This window comes from Thermomonas sp. LB-4, assembly GCF_036409385.1.
Lineage (GTDB): Bacteria > Pseudomonadota > Gammaproteobacteria > Xanthomonadales > Xanthomonadaceae > Thermomonas.
In genome coordinates this window covers 45,511-65,136 of the sequence record NZ_JAXOFT010000003.1, presented here as the reverse complement: position 1 = coordinate 65,136, position 19,626 = coordinate 45,511, and the positions used below count along the sequence as shown (strand labels likewise).

Annotated in this window: 18 protein-coding genes; 6 read left to right on the top strand and 12 right to left on the bottom strand. The window is 70.7% G+C overall.

Annotation, left to right across the window (positions count from 1 at the left end):
- Positions 1–13: 13 nt before the first annotated feature.
- The 6 genes from trxC to SPK54_RS03545 are packed head-to-tail and all read right to left on the bottom strand — an operon-like array spanning position 14 to position 6,806.
- Positions 14–451 carry a thioredoxin TrxC gene (gene trxC / locus SPK54_RS03570; protein ID WP_330946557.1) on the bottom strand — a complete coding sequence of 146 codons (438 nt, stop codon included), beginning with the start codon at positions 449–451 and terminating at the stop codon, positions 14–16.
- Positions 448–924, bottom strand: a complete 477-nt coding sequence (locus tag SPK54_RS03565) for an OsmC family protein (protein ID WP_330946556.1) — start codon at positions 922–924, stop codon at positions 448–450. The genes trxC and SPK54_RS03565 overlap by 4 nt, the downstream gene beginning before the upstream one ends.
- Positions 925–945: 21 nt before the next feature.
- Complete coding sequence (locus SPK54_RS03560) at positions 946–4,185, bottom strand: efflux RND transporter permease subunit (protein WP_330946555.1); 3,240 nt, start codon at positions 4,183–4,185, stop codon at positions 946–948.
- Entirely contained in the window at positions 4,178–5,269 is a 1,092-nt protein-coding gene (locus SPK54_RS03555) for an efflux RND transporter periplasmic adaptor subunit (protein ID WP_330946554.1), read from the bottom strand. The genes SPK54_RS03560 and SPK54_RS03555 overlap by 8 nt, the downstream gene beginning before the upstream one ends.
- A gap of 25 nt (positions 5,270–5,294) precedes the next feature.
- Entirely contained in the window at positions 5,295–5,510 is a 216-nt protein-coding gene (locus SPK54_RS03550; RefSeq protein ID WP_330946553.1) for a DUF2892 domain-containing protein, read from the bottom strand.
- A gap of 24 nt (positions 5,511–5,534) precedes the next feature.
- Positions 5,535–6,806 (bottom strand): FAD/NAD(P)-binding oxidoreductase, encoded by a 1,272-nt coding sequence (locus SPK54_RS03545; protein ID WP_330946552.1) that lies wholly within the window; start codon positions 6,804–6,806, stop codon positions 5,535–5,537.
- Between the two features lie 135 nt (positions 6,807–6,941).
- Here SPK54_RS03545 and SPK54_RS03540 point away from each other — a divergent pair, with 135 nt between their 5' ends.
- The gene (locus SPK54_RS03540; RefSeq protein WP_330946551.1) at positions 6,942–7,289 is read left to right on the top strand and encodes a metalloregulator ArsR/SmtB family transcription factor; all 348 of its coding nucleotides are present in this window, start codon (positions 6,942–6,944) and stop codon (positions 7,287–7,289) included.
- A gap of 3 nt (positions 7,290–7,292) precedes the next feature.
- On the opposite strand, the gene recG is transcribed toward SPK54_RS03540, so the two are convergent.
- From recG to SPK54_RS03510, 6 genes are all read right to left on the bottom strand, one after another.
- Complete coding sequence (recG, locus tag SPK54_RS03535) at positions 7,293–9,383, bottom strand: ATP-dependent DNA helicase RecG (RefSeq protein WP_330946550.1); 2,091 nt, start codon at positions 9,381–9,383, stop codon at positions 7,293–7,295.
- Positions 9,384–9,493: 110 nt separating this feature from the next.
- Entirely contained in the window at positions 9,494–9,874 is a 381-nt protein-coding gene (locus SPK54_RS03530) for a RidA family protein (RefSeq protein ID WP_330946549.1), read from the bottom strand.
- Between the two features lie 77 nt (positions 9,875–9,951).
- Positions 9,952–12,123 (bottom strand): bifunctional (p)ppGpp synthetase/guanosine-3',5'-bis(diphosphate) 3'-pyrophosphohydrolase, encoded by a 2,172-nt coding sequence (locus SPK54_RS03525; protein WP_330946548.1) that lies wholly within the window; start codon positions 12,121–12,123, stop codon positions 9,952–9,954.
- 101 nt (positions 12,124–12,224) lie between these two features.
- Positions 12,225–12,524, bottom strand: a complete 300-nt coding sequence (rpoZ, locus tag SPK54_RS03520) for a DNA-directed RNA polymerase subunit omega (protein WP_330946547.1) — start codon at positions 12,522–12,524, stop codon at positions 12,225–12,227.
- A gap of 207 nt (positions 12,525–12,731) precedes the next feature.
- Entirely contained in the window at positions 12,732–13,349 is a 618-nt protein-coding gene (gene gmk / locus SPK54_RS03515; RefSeq protein ID WP_330946546.1) for a guanylate kinase, read from the bottom strand.
- A 6-nt stretch (positions 13,350–13,355) separates the two neighbouring features.
- On the bottom strand, positions 13,356–14,219 hold the full coding sequence (locus SPK54_RS03510; protein ID WP_330946545.1) for a YicC/YloC family endoribonuclease: 864 nt from the start codon (positions 14,217–14,219) through the stop codon (positions 13,356–13,358).
- Positions 14,220–14,285: 66 nt separating this feature from the next.
- Here SPK54_RS03510 and rph point away from each other — a divergent pair, with 66 nt between their 5' ends.
- The 5 genes from rph (at position 14,286) to SPK54_RS03485 (ending at position 19,604) form a co-directional block, all read left to right on the top strand.
- Positions 14,286–15,026 (top strand): ribonuclease PH, encoded by a 741-nt coding sequence (gene rph / locus SPK54_RS03505; protein ID WP_330946544.1) that lies wholly within the window; start codon positions 14,286–14,288, stop codon positions 15,024–15,026.
- Positions 15,027–15,118: 92 nt separating this feature from the next.
- Positions 15,119–15,700, top strand: a complete 582-nt coding sequence (rdgB, locus tag SPK54_RS03500) for an RdgB/HAM1 family non-canonical purine NTP pyrophosphatase (RefSeq protein ID WP_330946543.1) — start codon at positions 15,119–15,121, stop codon at positions 15,698–15,700.
- An 85-nt stretch (positions 15,701–15,785) separates the two neighbouring features.
- Positions 15,786–16,937, top strand: coding sequence for a radical SAM family heme chaperone HemW (hemW, locus tag SPK54_RS03495; protein ID WP_330946765.1), 1,152 nt, complete (start codon positions 15,786–15,788; stop codon positions 16,935–16,937).
- Positions 16,938–17,041: 104 nt separating this feature from the next.
- On the top strand, positions 17,042–19,270 hold the full coding sequence (locus tag SPK54_RS03490) for a DUF1631 family protein (protein ID WP_330946542.1): 2,229 nt from the start codon (positions 17,042–17,044) through the stop codon (positions 19,268–19,270).
- The gene (locus tag SPK54_RS03485; protein WP_330946541.1) at positions 19,260–19,604 is read left to right on the top strand and encodes a PilZ domain-containing protein; all 345 of its coding nucleotides are present in this window, start codon (positions 19,260–19,262) and stop codon (positions 19,602–19,604) included. The genes SPK54_RS03490 and SPK54_RS03485 overlap by 11 nt, the downstream gene beginning before the upstream one ends.
- The last annotated feature ends 22 nt before the right edge of the window (positions 19,605–19,626 follow it).

Below are 19,626 nucleotides of genomic sequence, written 5' to 3'. Positions count from 1 at the left end.
AACACTCCTGCAATCAAAGGTACTGGCGCGTCCAGCGCACGATATCAGCCGCGCCCATCGCACCGGCCTGGCGCGCCAGCTCGCGGCCCTGGCGGAACAGCACCAGGGTGGGAATGCTGCGGATGCCGAAGCGGCTGCCCAGCGCGGGCTGCGCCTCGGTATCCACCTTGGCCAGCCGCAGCGCGGGCTCCAGTTGTACCGCCGCCGCCTCGAACTGCGGCGCCATCATCCGGCACGGGCCGCACCACGGCGCCCAGAAGTCGACCAGCACCGGCAGCTCGGCGCGCTCGACGTGGGCATGGAAACCGGCCGCGCCCAACGCCAATGGATGCGCCACGAACAGCGCCGCGCCGCACTTGCCACACTTCGGCGCCTCCGCCAGCCGCGCATTGGGCACGCGATTCAAGCCGTTGCAAGCCGGGCAGGCAACGATGGTGGACGGCGCGCTCATGCGCCCGCCCCCGCGCCCCCGGGAACGTATTCGGCGCCGTCGGCGTCGATGATGCGCACGTCCACCTGCATGCCTTCGCGCACGCTCTGGGTGACGATGCAGAACTCCTCGAACTGGCCCAGCACGCGGTCGAAGTGCTCCAGCCCCGCGGCGGCGTCGGACAGCCGTATCGCCACCTCTGCGCGCGGGATCCGCCACCGCCCGTTTTCGTTGCGCGCCTTGTGCGCCACGATTTCGGTGCGGATCGGACCGGGCGCATTCTTGAACTTGCGCAGCGCGAACAGCAGGCTGGCCGACAGGCAGTTGGCCACGCCGGCCAGCAGCAGGTGCGAGGGGTTCGGGCCGGCGCCTTCGCCCAAAGGCGCGCTCTCGTCTGTGTGCAGGGCGTCCAGGCCCGTGCCTTCGAAGCTGATCCGGAAGGCGTAGGGGCCTTCCTGTTCCAGCAGCAGGCGGATGCCATCGTCTTCGCTCATGCCATTCCTCCAATCATCGCTTCAGGCAGCCGTGGCAGCGTCCAGCGTACGCCGCCGCAGCACGTAGTACAGCAAGGGGATCACCACCAGCGTGAGGATGGTACTGACGAGGATGCCGAAGATCAGCGAGATCGCCAGGCCATTGAAGATCGGGTCATCGAGGATGAAGAACGCACCCAGCATCGCCGCCACGCCGGTCAGCACGATGGGCTTGGCGCGCACCGCGCAGGCGTCGATCACGGCATCGACCAGCGGCACGCCGCGCGCGGCCTCCTGCTGGATGAAGTCCACCAGCAGGATGGAGTTGCGGACGATGATGCCGGCCAGCGCGATCATGCCGATCATGCTGGTGGCGGTGAACTGTTTGCCCAGCAGCGCGTGGCCGGGCATCACCCCGATCACGGTCAGCGGGATCGGCGCCATGATCACCAGCGGCACCAGGTAGCTGCGGAACTGCGCCACCACCAGCAGGTAGATCAGCACCATGCCGGCGGCGTAGGCGATGCCCATGTCGCGGAAGGTCTCGTAGGTGATCTGCCATTCGCCGTCCCACTTCACCGCATAGCCGCTGGTATCGGCCGGCTGGGTGATGAAGGTCTGCGCAAGCTGTTGCCCGGCGACCTTGTGGTCGCCGAGCTGGCCGACGATGCCGAACATGCCGTACAGCGGGCTGTCGAGCGCACCGGCCTCGTCCGCGGTCACGTAGACCACCGGAAGGCCGTCCTTGTGGTGGATGGCGCCGTCCCACGTCGCCTCCTCCACCCGCACCAGCTCGGACAGCGGCACCAGCTGGCCCTGCGCGCCGCGCACCTTGAGCGCCAGCAGCGAGGCCAGCGATGCCTGGTCCTGCGCCGGCAGGCGCAGGCGCACCGGGCGCGGGTATTTCGAGGCGCCGTCGTGCACGTAGGTGGCGTCCAGCCCGGACACGCCCATGGCGATGGCATCGGCGATGGCCGATTGCGGCACGCCGAGGCGGGCGGCGCGCTCGCGGTCGACCACGATCCGCTCGCGCGGGGAGTCCGCCTCCACGCTGGTGTCGACGTCGACGATGCCCTCGGTAGCGGCGAAGCGCTCCTTCGCCAGCGCCAGCGCGACCTTGCGCTGGCCGGCGTAGTCGGGCCCGTACACCTCGGCCACCAGCGGCGACAGCACCGGCGGGCCCGGCGGCACTTCCACCACCTTCACCGAGGCGCCGTATTTCGCGCCGGCCTTGGCCAGCATCGGCCGCATCGCCAGCGCGATCTCGTGGCTCTGGCGGTCGCGCGCGTGCTTGTCCACCAGGTTGACCTGCAGGTCGCCCACGTTGCTGCCGCTGCGCAGGAAGTACTGCCGCACCAGCCCGTTGAAGTTGATCGGCGCGGCGGTGCCGGCGTAGGCCTGGTAGTCCAGCACCTCCGGCACGGTGTCCAGCTTCGCCGCCAACTCGGCCAGCAGCGCGTTGGTCTGCTCCAGCGTGCTGCCCTCCGGCATGTCCACCACCACCTGCACCTCGGACTTGTTGTCCAGCGGCAGCATCTTCAGCACCACCAGCTTGAACACCGCCAGCGACGCCGACAGCAGCACCAGGCCCACCATCCCGGCGAACAGCAGGCCGCGCCTGCGCGCCGCGCCGTCGCCGCGCAGGAACGGCGACATCACCCGCTCGAACAGGCGATGCAGCCAGCTGGCCTGCTTCTCGTCATGGGCTTGACCACCTTCCGCCGCGTGCCCGTGGCGGGCCAGCAGCTTCAGCGACAGCCACGGCGTCACGATGAGCGCGATCGCCAGCGACAGCAGCATGCCCACCGAGGCGTTGATCGGGATCGGCCGCATGTACGGGCCCATCAGGCCCGACACGAACGCCATCGGCATCAGCGCGGCGATCACGGTGAAGGTGGCGAGGATGGTCGGCCCGCCCACTTCGTCCACCGCCGGCGGGATGGCCTCGAACAGGGTCTTGCCGCCGCGCGCCATGTGCCGGTGGATGTTCTCGACCACCACGATGGCGTCGTCGACCAGGATCCCGATCGAGAAGATCAGCGCGAACAGGGACACGCGGTTGAGGGTGAAGCCCATCACCTTGGAGGCGAACAGCGTGACCGCCAGCGTCAGCACCACCGCCGCGCCGACCACGATGGCCTCGCGCCAGCCCAGCGCGAACAGCACCAGCAGCACCACGCTGCCGGTGGCGAACACCAGCTTCTGGATCAGCGTCGAAGCCTTGTCGCTGGCACTGGCGCCGTAGTCGCGGGTCACGCTGACCTGCACGCCCTGCGGGATCAGCTCACCCTTGAGTTGTTCGATGCGCTGGGCAATCGCGGTGGTGATGTCGCTGGCGTTGCTGCCCGGCTTCTTGGCAATCGCCATCGTGACCGCCGGCGCGCTGCCGGCCTTCGGCCCGGCCCGGCCCGTGGGTGCGCCGTGCCAGACGTACTGGCGGGCGAGATCGCCGCGCGCCTCGATGGTCGCCACGTCGGACAGCAGCAGCGGCTTGCCGCCATGGCTGCCGATCACCAGCCCGGCCACGTCCTCGGCGCTGGCCAGATAGCTGCCCGCCGTCACCGGAACCGCGCCTTGCGCCGCGTCCACGCGCTCGCCGGCCTGGTGCACCACGTTGGCCGTCTGCAGCGCCTGCGCCAGATCGTTGCCGCTCATGCCGTAGGCGGCCAGCTTGGCCGCATCCAGCGTCACCAGCACGCTGCGGTCGGGCGCGCCGATGGTGTAAACGTCGCGGGTGCCGGGCACGCGCTTGAGTTCGGCTTCCAGCGTATGCGCCACTTCGCCCAGCGCGGTGGCGTCCATGTGCGGATCGTCGCTCCACAGGGTCAGCGCCATCACCGGCACGTCGTCGATGCCCTTGGGCTTGACGATGGGCTGGCCGACGCCGGCCCGCTGCGGCAGGAAATCGGCGTTCGAGAACACCTGGTTGTACAGGCGGACCAGCGCCGGCTGGCGCTGCACGCCGACCTCGAATTCGACCGTCAGTACCGCCATGCCGGGCCGGCTGATCGAATACACGTGCTTGACGCCTTCGATCTCCGACAGCTTCTGCTCCAGCGGCGTGGCCACCCATTGCTCGACGTCGCGACTGCTGGCGCCATCGAACGGCACGATGACATTCGCCATCGTCACGTCGATCTGCGGCTCCTCCTCGCGCGGCGTGATCGCCACCGCCAGCAGGCCCAGCAGCAGCCCCATGATCGCCAGGATCGGGGTCAGCGGGTTGCGCTGGAACGCCGCGGCCAGCCGCCCGGAAATGCCGAAACGCTGCCCGTCAGTCACGGCTCGCCTCCGCCGCCTTGCGCTGCGCGGCAATAGCCTGCGTGGCAGCCACCGGATCGCTGGCCACCACCTCGCCCGCCTTCAACCCGGCAATCACCTCCACCGCATCGCCGCTGCGCGCACCCAGCCGCAGCTGGCGCAGCTGCAGGCGGCCGTCCTGCACCACGTACACGCCGGTCAGCTCGCCGCGCTGGGCGATGCTGGCGGCGGGAATGCGCACCGTCGCCTGTGCGGCACCCGCCCCTCCGTCCGCGGCGGCGGCGAACACCACCTTCGCAGTGGTGCCCGGCGCCGGCTGCGGCGCAAGCGACGGCAGATTCAGCCGCACGTTGACGCTGTGGCTGGCCGGATCGGCCGCCGGGAACACCGTCACGTCCGCCGACGCGACCTTGCGGCCATCGCCGAGCAACACCTGCGCGCGCGAATCCCTGCGGATCGCCTCGGCACGGGTCTGCGGGATGGCCACTTCGATGCGCAGCGCGTCCGGCGCGTACACCGTCAGCAGCGGCATGCCGGGCGCCACGGTTTCGCCGGGCTCGACATCGCGCCGCGCCACCACGCCGTCGAACGGCGCGCGCACCACCGTGTACTGCGACTGCTGCACGGCCTGCGCCAGCATCGCCGCAGCGGCGTTGCGCGCCGCCACCGCGGAGTCGCGCGCCGCCCGAGCCTGGTCGATCTGCGCCTTCGACACGTACTGCGCGTCGGCCAGCGCGGCAAAGCGCCGGTAGTTCTGCTCGGCTTCCGCGGCGGACGCTTCCGCGGCGCGCAGCTGCTCGCGCGCGGCGTTGGCGGCGGCGTCCTGCTCCACCGCGGTGATGCGCAGCAGCACCTCGCCGGCGCGGACGCGATCGTTCACGTCCACCGCCACGGCCGACACCCGCCCCGCCGTCTGCGCGGCAAGGTCGGCGCGGCGCACCGCCTCGACCACGCCGTCCCAGCCCTGGCCGGACAAGACGCCCCCTTCGGCCACGGTGAACGTGGTCAGGTCCTCGGGCAGGGCCGGCGTGGCGACGGGCGCATCGCCAGCGCAGGCCGCCAGGGCCAGCAGGGTTGGCAACAACAGGGGCCGCAGCTTGCGCATCATCTTCTCCTCTGGTGCAACGGCGTCAGCAACGGCTGCAGGACGCGCCGTCGCCGCGGCCGATACCGAGTTTCTTCATCACCATCGCTGCGGGGCAGAAACCAGTGAACGCGGACTGGAACAGGTTGGCGCCGATGAACACGGTGAGCCAGAAGAAGTTGGGGTGGACGAACTGGGTCAGCAGCACGCTGACCAGCACCATCACGCCGGCAAATGCCTGTACGGCTCGATCGAGGGTCATGTCTCTCTCCTTGGGGGTCGGGATTCAGTTGGAACGCTTGACGTCCTTCAGCCGCTCGATGCCGAGCAGGCCGAGGATGTATTTCTCGTAGATCGGCTCGCTGGTGCCGTGGCGCATCTTGTAGAGGAAGTACTTCTCGAAGCCGATCTTGGCCAGGTGCACCCACTTGCCGATCTTCGTCCACGTCACGTTGCGCGGCGGGATCTGCGGCAGCGCCACGAACGCCGCGCCGGTGTCGCCCATGTCGGCCAGGCAGACCGCGTTCCAGGTGCCTTCGAAGTCGGGCGTCTCGCCCTTCAGCTCGGCCCGGATGTTGCGCACGATGGTGGTGACCATCGACTCGATCATGAAGCCGGTCTTGGGTGCGCCGGTCGGGATCGGGGTCGCTTCCACCGGCGGGATCGCCACGCACACGCCGGCCGCGAAGATCTTCGGGTACTTCGGGCTGCGCTGGTGCTTGTCCACGAGCACGAAGCCGCGCGGGTTGCACAGGCCTTCGACCGCGGCCACCGCCTCCACGCCCTTGAACGCAGGCAGCAGCATGGAGAACTTGAACGGCAGCTGCTGCGGTTCCAGCGGCTGGCCCTTGTCGTCGTGCGGCACCACGGTCATTTCGCCGTCGCGCACCTCGGCCACCTTGCTGTTCACCACCCACTTGATGTGGCGCTGGCGCAGCTCCGATTCCATCAGGCCCTTGGAATCGCCCACGCCGCCCAGGCCCATGTGGCCGATGTACGGCTCGCTGCTCACGAAGGTCATCGGCACCCTGTCGCGCAGCTTGCGCTTGCGCAGGTCGGCGTCGACGATCATCGCGAACTCGTAGGCCGGGCCGAAGCAGCTGGCGCCCTGCACCGCGCCGATCACGACCGGGCCGGGATCCTGCAGGAATGCCTGATAGGCCTCCCACGCATGCGCGGCGTGCGGGGTGGTGCAGACCGACTGGGTGAAGCCGCCGTCCGGGCCGGTGCCGGGCACTTCCTCGAAGGCCAGCTTCGGCCCGGTGCAGACCAGCAGGTAGTCGTAGCCGATGCGCTCGCCGCTGCCGGTGACCACCGCATCGCCAGCGGCGTCGATCTGGGCGACGCCGCTGCCATCGAAGCGGATGCCGTGGCGGCCGACGTGTTCGGCCACGTCCAGGCTGATCTCGTCGCGCTTGCGCCAGCCCACCGCCAGCCACGGATTGGACGGCGTGAAGCCGAAGCTGTCGCCGTTGCCCACCAGCACGATTTCGTGCCCCTTGCCCAGCGTTTCGCGGAGCTCGTAGGCCGCGCTCATGCCACCAAGCCCGGCTCCCATCACCACGATCCTGGCCATCTTCCACCCCCGGTCTGCCGCATCGGCAGGAATACATTAGCTGTTGCTTATATTAGTGTCAACTGATATAAATTCAAGCCGTCCTCCTGCCGCATCCGCCCCGCTGCAATGCCCAAGATGGCCCCCTCCCCTCCGCCGCCAGCCCTCGACATGGACCCGGAAGCCATGCGTGCCCACGCCGGCGACGCCGCGCGGCTGCTGCGCGCGCTGGCCAACGACAAGCGCCTGATGCTGCTGTGCCTGTTGTTCGGCGGCGAACGCTCGGTAGGCGAACTCAATGCCCGGGTCGACCTGAGCCAGTCGGCGCTCTCGCAGCACCTCGCGGTGTTGCGCAACGACGGCCTGGTGAACACGCGGCGCGAGGGGCAGACGATCCTCTACGCGCTGGCGGATGGCCCGGCCCAGCGCGTCATCGAGACCCTGCACGGCATCTATTGCGGCGCCGTGCCCGCCTGCGAGGCCTGAGCGCTACGCCGCGGCAAAGCGCGCGGCGCCGCCGATCCAGCGGTCGACGATGCGGTCCGCCACTTGCGGCGCATCCGCCAGCAGCCGGTCGGCGAGGGCATGCACCTGCGGCAGCAGGTCGGCATCGCGCGCCAGGTCGGCCATGCGGAAGGCCGCCAGCCCGGTCTGGCGCGTGCCCAGCAGCTCGCCGGGGCCGCGCAGCTGCAGGTCCTTCTCGGCAATGGCGAAGCCGTCGCTGGTCTGCCGCAGCGTATCCAGCCGCTCGCGCGCCATCGCCGACAGCGGGGACTGGTACAGCAGCACGCAGCTCGACGCCGCGCTGCCGCGCCCGACCCGCCCGCGCAGCTGGTGCAACTGGGCCAGGCCCAGCCGCTCGGCATTCTCGATCACCATCAGCGAGGCGTTGGGCACGTCCACGCCCACTTCGATCACCGTGGTCGCCACCAGCAGGCCCGTTTCGCCCTGCTTGAATGCGCGCATGGTGGTCTGCTTCTCCGCCGCCTTCATGCGTCCGTGCACCAGCGCCACCCTCACCCCGGGCAACGCCGCCTGCAGCGCCTCGAAGGTGGATTGCGCGGCCTGCGCCACCACTTCGTCCGACTCGTCGATGAGTGTGCAGACCCAATATGCCTGCCGCCCTTCGGCACACGCCGCGCGGATGCGTTCGACCAGTTCCGGGCGGCGTTCCGCGGCCAGCGCGATGGTGGTCACCGGGGTACGGCCGGGCGGCAGTTCGTCGATGGCCGACACGTCGAGATCGGCGTAGGCGCTCATCGCCAGCGTGCGCGGGATGGGCGTGGCGGTCATCACCAGCTGGTGCGGCACGCTGCCCTTGCCCTTGTCGCGCAGGGCCAGCCGCTGGTGCACGCCGAAGCGGTGCTGCTCATCGACGATGGCCAGCGCGAGATCATGGAAGTCCACCCCTTCCTGCATCAGCGCGTGGGTGCCCACCACCACCTGCGCGGCGCCCGAGGCAACGTCCTTGAGCGCCTGCGCGCGCGCCTTGCCGGTGACCTTGCCGGCCAGCCAGCACACGCGCAGGCCCAGCGGCTCCAGCCAGCCGCACAGGTTGTTGAGGTGCTGCTCGGCCAGCAGCTCGGTCGGCGCCATCAGCGCGGCTTGCCGCCCGTCGGCGACTGCGAGCAACGCCGCCATCGCCGCGACCACGGTCTTGCCGCTGCCCACGTCGCCCTGCACCAGCCGCAGCATCGGGCGCGGCTGGCGCAGGTCCTCGCGCAGCTGCGCATAGACCCGCGCCTGCGCCTGAGTCAGCGCGAACGGCAGCGACTTCCTCAATTTCGCCACCAGTTTTTCGTCGCCGTGCAGCGCGCGCGTGCCTTCGGCCTGCAGCGCCAGCCGCTGCCGGCGCAGGCCCAGCTGGTGGGCCAGCAGCTCCTCCAGCGCCAGCCGCCGCTGCGCCGGGTGCAGGCCGCTCTGCAACGCGGCGAGGTCGGCATCGCGCGGCGGCATGTGCAGGGTCAGGATGGCCTCGCGCAGCGACGGCAGCCGCAGCGCGCGCAGCACCGGTTGCGGCAGTAGTTCCAGCACTGCCTCGTCCGGCAGCCGCTGCAATGCCTGCAGCACCAGCTTGCGCAGGCTGGCCGGGCCGATGCCCTCGACGGCCGGATACACCGGATCCAGCGTCTCGCCCAGCGCCACCTCGCCGCCCAGCACCTGGTAGCTGGGATGCACGATCTCCAGCCCGTACTGGCCGGGCCGCGGGGTGCCGTAGGCGCGCACGCGCGCGCCCACCGCGAACTGCGCCACCTGCGCCGCGCGGAAATGGAAGAACCGCAGCACCAGCGTGCCGCGGCCTTCGTCGGACAGCGCCACCCGCAGCATCGGCCGGTAGCGGAAGCCGCGCTCCACCGCTTCCACCCGCCCTTCCACCTGCGCCGCCACACCCGGCTGCAGCAGCCGGATCGGCGTCACCCGGGTGCGATCCTCATAGCTGCGCGGCAGGTGCAGCCACAGGTCCTGCAGGGTGGAAAGCCCGCGCGCGGCCAGCTTTTCGCGCAGGACCGGCCCGACCCCGGGCAGGACGGCAAGCCCGGTATCGGCACCTGCCAGAGCGGGACGCGGGGCCGCAGGCACACCGGCTACCGGGACGAACGGCGCCAGGCCGGCGGACGCGTGGCGCCGCCTGCGGCCACGCGCATCGCCCGCGCCAAGGGCACGTCACGGACGTCCACCGGCATGTCGCCTCAGAGCACCATCACTCCGTCGACCTCGAACGCCGCGCCGCGCGGCAACGCGGCCGCCTGGATGGTGGAACGGGCCGGATAGGGCTGGCTGAAATAGTCCGCCATGACCGCATTGACGCGGGCGAAGTCGGACAGATCGGTCAGGTACAGGCCCAGCCGCACGATGTTGTCGAACGAGCCGCCGGCTGCTTCGCAGACCGCCTTCAGGTTGTCGAACGCCTGCCGCGCCTGCGCCTCGATATCGCCTTCGGCCATCTGCCCGGTGGCCGGCACCAGCGGCGTCTGCCCGGACAGGTACACGGTGTTGCCGGCGCGGATGGCCTGCGAGTACGGGCCGATGGCGGCGGGCGCGGCGTCGGAATGGATCGGGGTGCGGGACATGGCGGCTCCGTGTGAGGATGGATGGAATGCGCCGCGATTGTATCGCGCGCGCCGCGCCCGCCCAGCGCGCGACGCCCTCAGCAGCGCTGCACGTCCTGCACCACCTGCAGCCGGCGCACGCCGCGGATCACTTCGGCCAGGTGGCGGCCGTCGGTGACGTCGATGCCGAAGCGCAGCACCGCGATGTTGCTGTCGCGCTCCAGGTATTCCACCCGGTCGATGTTGGAATCGGCATTCGCAATGGCCGCCGCCACCTGCGCCAGCACGCCCGGGCGGTTCTCCACCTCGATGCGGATCGCCGAGCTGAAATCGCCGGACACCTCGCGGTCCCAGCCGATCGCCACCCAGCGCTCCGGCGACTTGCGCAGTTCGGCCAGGTTCGGGCATTCCATGCGGTGCACCACGATGCCCTTGCCGGCGCTGTGGTAGCCCATGATCTCGTCGCGCGGAATCGGCAGGCAGCATTGGGCGAAGCTGATCACCCCGCGCTCTCCGCCGGTGATCAGGATGCGCTCCTGCGGCGCTGGCGCGCCCGGCTGCGCATCGGCGCCCGGCTGCTGCGCCAGCGCCAGCGCCACCTGCGAGGGCATGCGGTTGCCCAGCGCGATATCGGCCAGCATGGCCTCCAGCCGCGTATAGCGGTTGTCGGACAGATAGGCCTCCAGCCGCGGCATCGGGATGCGGTCCAGCGCGGTGCCCTGCGCGCCCAGCGCGCGGTCCAGCATGTAGTGCCCCAGCTGCACCGCGTCCTCGTGCTCCAGCTGCTTGAGCTGCTGGCGGATCGCGGTGCGCGCCTTGCTGGTGGCCACGAACTCCAGCCACTGGGTGGTCGGCACCGCGGATTTCGCGGTGATGATTTCCACCGACTGGCCGCTGACCAGCTTGGTGCGCAGCGGCGCCAGCCGGCGGTCCACCCGCGCGGTCACCGCGTGGTTGCCGACGTCGGTGTGCACCGCGTAGGCGAAATCGAGCGCGGTGGAGTTGCGCGGCAGCGACAGGATGTCGCCCTTGGGCGTGAACAGGTAGACCTCGTCCGGGAACAGGTCGACCTTGACGTTCTCCAGGAATTCCAGCGACGAGCCGGTGCCGCGCTGGGTCTCCACCAGGTTGGCGATCCACGCCGCCGCCCGGCTCTGGGCGCTGTTGCCGGCGGACTCCACCCCGATCTTGTAGGCCCAGTGCGCGGCCACGCCGCGCTCGGCGATCAGGTCCATCTCGCGGGTGCGGATCTGCACCTCGATGGGCGAGCCGTACGGCCCGAACAGCACCGTGTGCAGGGACTGGTAGCCGTTCGCCTTGGGAATGGCGATGAAGTCACGGAAGCGCCCGTCCAGCGGCTTGTACACCGCATGCACCACGCCCAGCGCGTGGTAGCAGTCCGCCACCGTGTCCACCACCACCCGGAAGCCGAACACGTCCATCACCTGGTCGAAGCTGCGGCGCTGCGCGCGCATCTTGGTGTAGACGCTCCACGGCGTCTTCACCCGCCCGACCAGGCGGTGTTCCAGCTTCTCCAGCGCCAGCCGCTGCGCCAGCCGCGCCTCGATCTGCACCAGCGCCTCGCGCCGCACCAGCGGCTGGCTGCGGATGCGCTTGGCGATGACAGCGTGCCGCCACGGATGCAGCGCCTTGAAGCCGAGATCCTGCAGTTCCGCCTTGACCAGGTTCATGCCCAGCCGCTGCGCGATCGGCGCGTAGATCTCCAGCGTCTCCACCGCGATGCGGCGACGGGCGTCAGGCGACTTCGCCCCCAGCGTGCGCATGTTGTGCAGGCGGTCCGCCAGCTTGATCATGATCACGCGCAGGTCGCGCGACATCGCCAGCAGCATCTTGCGGAAGCTTTCCGCCGCCGCCTCCTGCTTGTCGGCGAAACGCACCTTCTCCAGCTTGGTGACGCCATCGACCAGTTCGGCCACAGTCTCGCCGAACTGCGCGGCGACGTCGGCGCGGGTCAGCGGCGTGTCCTCGATGGTGTCGTGCAGGATCGCCGCGACCAGCGTCTCCAGGTCCAGGCCCAGCTCGGCCAGCACCTGCGCCACCGCCACCGGGTGGGTGATATAGGGCTCGCCGGACTTGCGGGTCTGGCCAGCGTGGGCGGCAGCGCCCACCGCCCAGGCGCGGCGCAGCTGGGCGCGCTGGGCATCGTCTAGGTAATAGGCGGCGCGCTCCAGCGCCTGCACATAGTCCGGCACCGCCGCCGCGGCGGGCGCGGGGTCGTGCAGGGCAAGCGCGGGATCGCCGGGCGTCATGGCTCGAGCCTAACCTTGCCGCGCCACGCCCGCAAACGGTTCCCCACAACGCGGAAGCGGCCCCGCAGGGCCGCTTCCATTGGCGAAGGCGCGGGCTGCGCTCAGTCGTCGCCCTTCATGTCGTCGTCGCCGGCCACCACTTCCGCGGCCGCCCATTCCAGCGCCTCGCGCTCCTTGCGCTCGCGCTCGGCCTTCTCCACCGCGTCGATGAAGTCGGTGTCGATGGCGCGCGCGGCGATCTCGCGCAGTGCCAGCACGGTGGGCTTGTCGTTGGCTTCGCTGTTGTCCAGCTTGGGCTCCACGCCGCCGGCCAGCTGGCGCGCGCGCTTGGCCGCCATCATCACGAGTTCGAAGCGGTTGTCGACCACCTGCAGGCAGTCTTCGACGGTAATCCGGGCCATGTCTGTCCTGCGGCGATGGGCCGCGCAAGGGTTCGAAAGAACCGGGGAGTGTAGCCGCGCGGGCCCCGGACCGCAAGCAGCGGTCTTGAAAATCAATTGCTTAGACGACAAGCCAACGTACACCGGCGAACCCGCCGCCATCTCCGTAGGACGGGGCATTGCCCCGCTGCGAGAACACCGCGGCGGCCAGCGGGGCAATGTCCGGCGCTACGGATCGACCAGCAGGGAGGTGATGAGGCGGGCGTGGCGGGCCACCTGGGCGTCCTTGCGCAGCCGGCTGGCGGTGAAGATGCTGCACATCTCGGCCACCGCGACCTCGAAGACCTCGTTGACGATCAGGTAGTCGAACTCGCCGTAGTGGCTCATTTCCTCGCGGGCGGCGGCCAGCCGGCGGGCGATCACGTCCTCGCTGTCCTGCCCGCGCTTGCGCATGCGCTCCTCCAGCGCAGCGCGCGAGGGCGGCAGGATGAACACGCTGACCGCGTCCGGGACCTTGGCCCGGACCTGGCGCGCGCCCTGCCAGTCGATTTCCAGCAGCACGTCGTGGCCGGCGCCCAGCAGCGGCTCCACCGACTGCCGCGCGGTGCCCTTCCAGTCGCCGTGCACGCGCGCGTATTCGAAGAAATCGCCGGCTTCGACCATCGCCTCGAACTCCGCCGCGCTGACGAAGTTGTAATGCTCGGCGTGACGCTCGCCCGGGCGCGGCGCGCGCGAGGTGAACGAGATCGACAGGCGGATGTTGGCATCCCGCTGCAGCACCGCGTTGACGATGCTGGATTTGCCGGCCCCGGAAGGCGCGGCCACGATGTAGAGGGTTCCGCGCATGGGCCGTTACTCGATGTTCTGGATCTGCTCGCGGATCTGGTCGATCAGCACCTTCAGCTCGACCGCGGCGTTGCTGGTGCGGGCATCGACGGACTTGCTGCCCAGCGTGTTGGCCTCGCGGTTGAATTCCTGCAGCAGGAAATCGAGGCGGCGGCCCACCGGCTCCCTGCCGCCCTTCAGGATCCGGCGCAACTCGACAAGGTGGCTGTCGAGGCGGTCGAGCTCCTCGTCCACGTCGAGCTTCTGCAGCCAGATCACCAGCTCCTGCTCCAGCCGCCCCGGATCCGCCGGCTGCGACAGGTCGGCCAGCCGCGCCTCCAGCTTGGCGCGCTGGCCGGCGCGGATCTGCGGCACCAGCGTGCGAACCTCGGCGGCGATCCTGGCGATCGCTTCGGCGCGCTCGCCGATCACCTGCGCCAGCTTGCCGCCCTCGCGCTCGCGCGCGGCGATGAAATCGTCCAGCACCACGTCCAGCACCGCCAGCGCCTCGCGCTGCAGGGCGTCGCCATCGAGCCCGCGCGACTGCAGCACGCCGGGAAACTGCAGCAGCTCGGTGAACTGCACCTGCAGGTTGGGGAAGCCGGCGGCCAGCCGCTGGACCAGCGCGCCCAGCCGCTCCACCAGCACCTCGTCCACCTGCAGGGCATCGCCGGCGAGGGTGGTGCGCAGGCGCAGCACCAGGTCGAGCTTGCCGCGCGACACCCGGCTGGCCACGCGTTCCCGCAGCGCGGACTCGAACGCGCGCAGCTCGTCCGGCAGGCGCAGGGCAAGCTCGAGGAAGCGGTGGTTCACCGCGCGCAGTTCGCCCGAGAGCACGCCCCATTCGGTGCTGCGCTCGCCGGCGGCGAAGGCGGTCATGCTGCGGATCATGCGGGAATCCAGGGCCTGCAAAGTGCGAATGGTAATCTAGCGCCCCATCGATTTCCGGTTTTCCCCATGGCCTTTGCCCGTCCCAGCGGCCGCAGCGCGGATCAGCTGCGCACCGTTTCCATCCAGCGCGGCTTCACCCGCCATGCCGAAGGCTCGGTGCTGGTGAGCTTCGGCGACACCCGCGTGCTGTGCACGGCCAGCGTGGAAAACAAGGTGCCGGCTTTCCTGCGCGGCAAGGGCGAAGGTTGGGTCACTGCCGAATACGGCATGCTGCCGCGCGCCACCCACACCCGCAGCGACCGCGAAGCCGCGCGCGGCAAGCAAGGCGGGCGCACGCTCGAAATCCAGCGCCTGATCGGCCGCAGCCTGCGCGCCTGCGTGGACCGCGCGCTGCTGGGCGAACGCACCATCACCCTGGACTGCGACGTGCTGCAGGCCGACGGCGGCACCCGTACCGCCGCCATCACCGGCGCTTACGTGGCGCTGGCGGATGCGGTGCAGGGGCTGATCGACCGACGCGACATCAAGCTGCCCTCGTGCAACCGTTCGCCCATCGTCGGCGCGGTGGCGGCGGTGTCGGCGGGCATTTACCAGGGCGTGCCGGTGCTCGACCTCGACTACACCGAGGACAGCGGCTGCGATACCGACATGAACGTGGTGATGAACGACGGCGGCGGCTTCATCGAGCTGCAGGGCACGGCCGAGGGCCATGCGTTCCGTCGCGACGAGCTGGACGCGCTGCTGGCGCTGGCCGAGAAGGGCTGCGCCGAACTGTTTGCCGCGCAGCGGGCGGCGCTCTCCCTGTAGGCGCGCCAGCGGGGCGCGAAGGCTTTCGCGGAACCCCGCGAAACGCATCGCGCACCTGCGGCGCTCCTACGGGGACAGAAAACGAGGCTTGCATGGAACTGCTATTGGCTTCCTCCAACGCCGGAAAGCTCGCCGAGCTGCGCGAATTGCTGGGAGCCGGTTTCCAGCTGCACGCGCAGTCCGAATTCGGCGTTGGCGACGCCGGGGAAACCGGCCTGTCCTTCATCGAGAACGCCATCCTCAAGGCCCGCCACGCCGCCCGCGCCACCGGACTGCCCGCCCTCGGCGACGATTCCGGCCTCTGCGTGGACGCGCTGGGCGGCGAGCCCGGCCTGTACTCCGCCCGCTATGCGGGCCGCCACGGCGACAGCGATGCGAACATCGACAAGCTGCTGGGCGCGCTTGCCGGCGTGCCCGACGACGCCCGCGGCGCGCGCTTCGTCTGCGTGCTGGCGCTGGTGCGCCACGCCGACGACCCCATGCCGCTGATCGCCGAAGGCCGCTGGGAAGGCCGCATCCTGCATGCGCGCAGCGGCGGCGGCGGCTTCGGCTACGACCCGGTGTTCTTCTCGGCGGCACATGGCTGCAGCGCGGCGGCGCTGCCGGCCGAGGTGAAGAACCGCGACAGCCACCGCGGCATCGCGCTGGCAAGGCTGCGGACGCTGCTTGCGTAGAGCGCACCGCAGGGACGCGGATGCTTTCGCAGGATCATGCAAAGCGCATCGCGGCCCTGCGGTGCGCTCCTACAATATGGCCACCATGCTCACTCCGCCGCCCCTCTCGCTGTACGTGCACCTGCCGTGGTGCGTGCGCAAATGCCCGTACTGCGACTTCAACTCGCACGCGGCTAAGGGCGCGCTGCCGCTGGACGCCTACATCGACGCGCTGCTGGCCGACCTCGATTTCGACCTGCCGCTGGCCTGGGGCCGCATCGTGCACAGCGTGTTCTTCGGCGGCGGCACGCCTTCGCTGTTCCCGCCGGAAGCGATCGACCGCTTCCTGCAGCAGGCCAGCGCGCGGCTGCGCTTCGCGCCCGAGGTGGAGATCACCCTCGAGACCAATCCCGGCACGGTGGAGCACGGCCCCTTCCCCGGCTACCGCGCGGCCGGCGTCAATCGCCTCAGCTTCGGCGTGCAGAGCTTCGACGACGGCTGCCTGCAGCGGCTGGGGCGCATCCACGGCAGCGGCGACGCCGAGCGCGCGGTGAAGTCGGCGCAGGATGCCGGCTTCGACAACCTCAACCTCGACCTGATGTACGCGCTGCCGCAGCAGACGCTGGCGATGGCACTGGACGACGTCGAGCGGGCCATCGCGCTGGCGCCGACCCATCTCAGCCACTACCAGCTCACGCTGGAGCCGAACACGGTGTTCGCCGCGCGGGTGCCGGCCGGCATTCCCGACGAGGATTCCGCGTGGGACATGCAGGAGGCTTGCCAGGCGCTCCTGGCCGATGCCGGTTTCGGCCAGTACGAGATCAGCGCCTACGCGCGCGACGGCCGCCAGTGCCGGCACAACCTCAACTACTGGCGCTTCGGCGACTACCTCGGCATCGGTGCGGGCGCGCACGGCAAGCTGACCCTCGGCGCCAGCCAGCAGGTGCTGCGGCGCTGCAAGCTCAAGCATCCCGCCGACTACCAGGCCAAGGCCGGCACCGCCGCGGCGATCGGTGGCGACGAATACCTGACCGAGCAGCGGCTGCCGTTCGACTTCATGCTCAACGCGCTGCGCCTGAACGAAGGCGTGCCGATGGCGATGTTCGAGGCGCGCACCGGACTGCCCGCCGCCGCCATTGCCGACCGGGTGGCGCTGGCGCGCGCGCGCGGCTGGCTGGAGGCGGACCCCGGCTGGCTCCGCCCGACCGAGCTGGGGCGGCGCTTCGCCAACGACGTGATCGGCCTGTTCCTGGACTAGCACCACCCCTCGGGCCATCCCGATCGGACCGCGTGGATTGAGGCGATCCCGGTTGCCGCATACCATGGCTGGATCGCCAACGCGCCAGGGGGCGCCTACGCGCCGTGTCCTCGTCCGCACCTACAAGCAATGCGCCACCTGCCGGGCTGGCCAACGCCCGGCTGCCGCGCCGCACGCGCCAGGCGCTGGAGCACCTGCTGGCGGACCTGCGCCCGGTGCTGGAACAGCAGCTGCCGCAACTCCTGCATGAAACGGAACTCGCGCTGGCCCGCACCCCGGCCGGCAGCGATCCCCTGCTGGAGCAGGCGCGGCTTGCATCCATGCGCAGCCTCGGCGGCGGCGGGCCCGCCTTCGTCCGCAGCTTCCTCGCGAACATCGAGGCATCGCTGGCCGGGCTGCAGAGCGCACGCCGCGACGCGGACGCGCCCGACACGCCGCCGGTGCTGACGCTGAGCCTGCTGGAAGAGGACGTGGTGAGCGACGAGTTCGTGCTCGACACCATGGCCAGCCGGATCGAGGCGCGCAACAGCCTGGGCTTGCAGCTGCTCGGCCAGCGCTTCGGCGTGCTGGCCGGCGCGCCCGCGTTCGACGCCGACACCCTGCCGCTCGCGCCCCGCGCCCTGTGCGCGGCGGTGGCGCATTCGGCCGACCAGCTCCGGCTCTCGCGCTACGCGCGGATCCAGCTGTTCCAGCAGTTCGAACGGGCATTGATGGACGCGTATCCGGCGATGCTCGAAGCCTTCAACGACCGCCTGGTCGAGGATGGCATCCTGCCCCACCTCAGCTTCGTGCCGATGCGGGTGCGCGCGGGGGCGGGCGGCAGTCTGGAGGCCACCGCTGCCGGCCCCGGCGGGGCCGCCCCGGGCAGCGGCCAGCCCGCAGGGGGGCTCGCTTCCGGGGACGCCGCGCCGGCGTCCATCGCGGCCGGCTTCGCCGCCCTGCAGTCGCTGCTGCAACAGCGGCGCAGCCTGCTCAGCAAGCTCCGGCCCGGCAAGCGCGAGGAACGCGTGCTCGACGCGGTGCCCCACGACGAAGTCCTGGCCACGCTGCAGCGGATGCGCGCCAGCACCGACAAGGCCGACACGCTGGCCGACTACCGCCGCATCCTGCTGGCGCAGTCGCGCCAGGCGCATGGCCACGGCGTCGCGCTGTCCGATGTCGACAGCGACGCCTTCGACCTGCTGGGGCTGTTCATGGGCCAGCTGCAGCGTGAACTGCGCCGGACCAGCCCGGGCGAAGCCATGCTGGAGCGGCTGCGGCTGCCGCTCACGCAGCTGGCGCTGCGCGACCAGGGGTTCTTCACCGATGCCGCCCACCCCGCACGCCAGCTGGTGGACGCCATCTCGCTGTCCGGTGCGCAGTGGCTGGCCGAGGATGACCTGGATGCGCAGTGGCTGGGGCTGCTGCAGCGTGCCGCCTCGCACGTGCAGCAGGACGCCAGCGGCACCACGGAGTCCTTCGCCGAGGCCAACCGGACCCTGCAATCCGGCCTGCAGGCGCTGGACCGCAAGGCGGAAATGGCCGAGCGCCGGCAGGTGGAAGCCGCCCGCGGGCGCGAGAAGCTGGAGCTGGCCCGGCAGCGCGCCGACCAGGAAATCCGCCGCCTGCGCGAAGGCCGCGACCTGCCGCGCTTCCACGCCACCCTGCTGGAACAGACCTGGACCGACGTCCTGTCGCTGGCCCACCTGCGCAGCGGCGAGCAGTCGGACGCCTGGCGGCAGCTGCTCGATGTCACCGCCGGCATCGTTGACGCCGGCGCCGATCCGGCCGCGCGGGCAGCCGATCCGGCGCTGCCGGAGCGGATCCGGGCGGCCCTTGAACAGGTCGGCTACCACGCCGAGGACGCCGACGCCATCGCCGCGCAGCTGGCGCACGGCCACGGGGAAGACGACGACCCGGCCTCCCGCACCGAACTGCTGCAGCAGCTGCGCGCACGCGGGCGCCTGGGAGAGGACAGCACCGCCGTAACCGACGCGCCGCCGGTCCTGCCGCCGCGAACGCCCGCGGAGCAGGCCGCCTATGAACGCCTGCGCTCGCTGCCGTTGCCGATGTGGGTGGAGATCGACGACGACGGCCAGGAGGGCCCGCAGCGGCGGCGGCTGGCTTGGATCAGCGCACATACCGACCAGGCGCTGCTGGTCAACCGGCGCGGGTTGCGTGCCGGCAACGACAACCTGGACACCCTCGCCCGCAAGCTCGCGGCCGGCCGGCTGCGCTTGCTGGAGCGGCACGCCGCGCCGGCCACGGCGGCCTGGGACGCCACCATCAGCAGCCTGCAGCGCATCGCGCCGGAGCAGGCCACGCACGCCAGGGAGCCCGGCCATGAGCAATGATCCTCGCCGTCGCCAACCGCGCCGCGCGGTGCCGGGCCGGGTTGAAGTCTTCGATGTCATCCTGGAGGAGCCGGTGGGCTACCTGGGCAATCTCTCGGCCGGCGGCATGCTGATGATGGCCAACCGCAGCCTGCCGGATGATGCGCTGTTCCAGTTCCGCTTCCACCTGCCGGACGGGATCGGCGCCGCGCAGCCGCTGGAGGTGGGTGCGCACGTGCTCTGGCAGGACAAGGCCGGCGCGCCGGGCCAGTCCTGGATCGGGCTGCGCTTCCTCGGACTGTCGCCGGACGCCACGGTCCGGTTGCGCGCTTGGGCGGCGCAGGCGGACGACTGACCTGCAGCGCCTGGATGCGCGA